This window comes from Arthrobacter sp. Br18, assembly GCF_000520555.1.
GTDB lineage: Bacteria > Actinomycetota > Actinomycetes > Actinomycetales > Micrococcaceae > Arthrobacter_D.
The window spans coordinates 1-3067 of sequence record NZ_AZSA01000301.1 but is presented as its reverse complement, the minus strand read 5'-3'; the positions used below and the strand labels follow the sequence as shown (position 1 = coordinate 3067).

Genomic DNA, 3067 nt, shown 5'->3' with positions numbered 1-3067 from the left:
CGGTGACCGGCACGCCGGTGACAGACCCTCCCGGACACCTCTCGGCACGTGAGCTGATCGACGTCGTCCTTGATTCCGGCTCGTTCACCTCCTGGGATTCGCCGGTGACCGAGCCGATCGAGGGCAGGGAAGGCTACGCCGAGGAGCTGGAGCGGGCGCGGGAGAAGAGCGGCGCCGATGAATCGGTGCTCACGGGAGAGGGGCTGATCCGCGGCCGGCGCGTCGCGGTTCTCGTCTCTGAATTCCGCTTCCTCGCCGGCTCGATCGGCTCCGCCGCTGCCCGCAGGATCGTGTCGGCCATCGAGCGGGCCACGCGTGAGAAGCTGCCGCTCCTGGCCGGTCCGGCGTCGGGCGGGACCCGGATGCAGGAGGGTACGCCGGCATTCCTCGCCATGGTGGACATCACCGGAGCTGTTCGCGCGCACCGGCAGGCAGGCCTGCCCTACCTTGTCTACCTGCGGCATCCCACGACCGGCGGCGTGATGGCGTCCTGGGGATCGCTGGGCCATGTGACGGTCGCCGAACCGGGTGCGCTGCTCGGATTCCTTGGTCCGCGGGTCTATGAGGCGCTGTACGGGCAGCCTTTTCCGGAGGGTGTCCAGACCGCCGAGAACCTGTTCGACAAGGGGCTGATCGACGCCGTCGTCAGCCCCACGCAGCTGTCAGGAATCGTGGACCAGGCCCTCAACGTCCTCGTGGCAACTCCCGGAATGCCCCCGGCTCCTCCAAAGACGCTGGGAGTGCGGCCCGCGGACAGTACAGCGTGGTCGTCGATCCTCATTTCGCGGAACCGGCGGCGTCCGGACCTGCGGCGGCTGCTCGCATTCGGGGCACAGGATGTCCTTCCCCTCAACGGCACCGGTCAGGGCGAAAAGGATCCAGGCCTGTTCCTGGCCCTGGCCCGCTTCGGCAGCCAGCCCTGCGTGGTGCTGGGACACCAGCGCCCCCGCCGGAACGACGACGCCGCGATGGGCCCCGCGTCCCTCCGGGAGGCGCGGCGCGGCATGAAGCTCGCCGAGGAGCTCGGCCTGCCGCTCCTGACCGTCATCGACACCGCCGGGGCGGCGCTCTCCCAGGAAGCGGAGGAGGGCGGACTGGCCGGCGAAATCGCGCGATCCCTGCACGATCTCATCGGGCTCTCCTCGCCGTCGGTCTCGGTGCTCCTCGGCCAGGGAGCAGGCGGAGGGGCGCTCGCGCTCCTGCCGGCGGACCGCACCATCGCGGCGCAGCACGCCTGGCTTTCACCCCTGCCGCCCGAGGGCGCGAGCGTGATCGTCCACCGGACCACGGAGTTCGCCGATCGCATGTCGGACGCCCAGGGCGTCAATGTCGCTGCCCTTGCTGCCCGCGGAACCGTGGACCACGTGGTGGATGAACGGCCGGACGCCGCTGAGGAGCCGCGTGCCTTCTGCTCCCGCATGGGAGCGGCCATCGAATACGAGCTCTGGTCCGTGGCGTCTCTGCCGTCGGAAATCCGGAGGCGCAGGCGGATCGAGAAGTACCGCGTATTCGCGGAGTGAGGTGAACCTACCGCCCGTTGCCGGTTGCCTCGCGCGACCGGAAAGCCTGCATCTGCCGGTACCTGCGCTGCAGGCTGTCGCGGCGTGGACTGGGTTCCGCGCCGGGCTCCTCGGCGGTCAGGTCGATGTGGCGTCCGCCGTAGTGCCACAGCAGCATGTCATCCAGCAGGCGGTCGGGTCCGGGGGAATAGCGGTGGTCAAGTGCCCGGCGCACCGTCGTGATGGTGTCGGCCTGCAGCAGCGCCGCGAGCTCGATGGTGGTCCGGAGTTCGTGCGCGGCCAGCAGCTCGGCCGCCCACCCCCAGTTGTCATCGGCTTTCCTGTCGACGTGCGGGAGCAGGGTCTGCCAGATATGCCGGATCCGGTTGGGAGTCAGCGGCGCGCTGCCCTCCCCGTCCTCATCCCAGAAACCAGTGACCGTCTCATACCGCTCATGCAGTTCGGCGAAGGCTGACTCGACGGTTTCGAGCATCGCGGCAGTCCCGGTGAACTGGCGGTCGAAATAGGGGCTCCAGGCCTTCGGGTTCGCGGCCTTGAACCGGATGTCATGCTCGATCTCGGACCAGGCGTGGGCGAGCACCGTGCGGATCTGCACCTCGAAAAGATAACTCCCGCCTGCCTTCGACGCCGGGTCCTGCACCTGTTGGAAGCGGCGCACCGCGTCGTGGTGGATGGTGCGCATGATGAGGTGGCGGCTCGAGTAGCCGTAGGTGCCGGATTCGATGGACCCGATGTCCTTCTCGCGGTCCCCCCGGCAATCGAAGTCCTGCCGCTGGCGTTTGATCAGGTTGGCGGCGAGGTCCACCTCATGGGGCAGCGTGGTGATGACGCGGACGCCCACGAGATCGGTGAGGTTGCGCATCGGCTCGGGGAACACGAGGGTGGGTGCGGCGTCGGCGTCCGGTGAGGCGAGCGTACGCGAGGCCTTGTCACGGAAGGACTCCACCGTCTTGGTGCGCGCGGTGACGAACAGCGGGTGCAGTTCGGAGGAGTCGAAGATGTCCTGCATGCTCCTGCGCATCTCCTCGGTGACCTCCACCAGGGCGGGCCGAACGCGTTCGAACTCATGCGTGCTTGCTTCGACTGCAGGGCGCAGGCGGTTCTCGAGATCGTCCCAGGCGCTCAACAGGGCCTCCAGTTCCAAGGGTATTCCTCATCCTAACTTCCCGTGGCAGCTAGGCTTCCCCTGTGAAGCATCCGGGACGGCGCGCGGTTCTGGCTTTCGTGGCAGCGGCCTCGGCGGCCGTGGCCGCTGCATGCGCGCGGCGACCGCCGGACGGCACCCGGGGGGAAGCTGCAGCAAGGGATCCGGCCATGTCACCGCAGCGATACACCTACGGCGAGGACGCGAGCCAGTTCGCCGACCTCTACCTGCCCGCGGGCCAGGCAGCAGGCATCGTGGTGATCATCCACGGCGGATACTGGCGCTCCACGTACGGCGCGGAACTGGGCGAACCCCTGGCACGGGACCTGGCGCAGCGCGGCTATGCATGCTGGAACCTCGAGTACCGCCGCACGGGAAACGGTGGCGGCTGGCCTGCCACGTT

2 protein-coding genes and 1 pseudogene are annotated in these 3067 nt (G+C 68.7%); 2 read left to right on the top strand and 1 reads right to left on the bottom strand.

Annotated features, from left to right (window positions below; translation table 11 throughout):
• Positions 1-2 precede the first annotated feature (2 nt).
• Complete coding sequence (locus tag Y704_RS0102445) at positions 3-1520, top strand: carboxyl transferase domain-containing protein (protein WP_253904209.1); 1518 nt, start codon at positions 3-5, stop codon at positions 1518-1520.
• Positions 1521-1527: 7 nt separating this feature from the next.
• Here Y704_RS0102445 and Y704_RS0102440 read toward each other — a convergent pair whose 3' ends face one another.
• Positions 1528-2649: a GTP pyrophosphokinase gene (locus tag Y704_RS0102440; RefSeq protein ID WP_026548934.1), complete on the bottom strand. Its 1122-nt coding sequence runs from the start codon at positions 2647-2649 to the stop codon at positions 1528-1530.
• A 185-nt stretch (positions 2650-2834) separates the two neighbouring features.
• Between Y704_RS0102440 and Y704_RS23135 the strand changes: the two are divergent.
• Positions 2835-3067, top strand: a pseudogene (locus Y704_RS23135) (alpha/beta hydrolase); the annotation flags it as partial.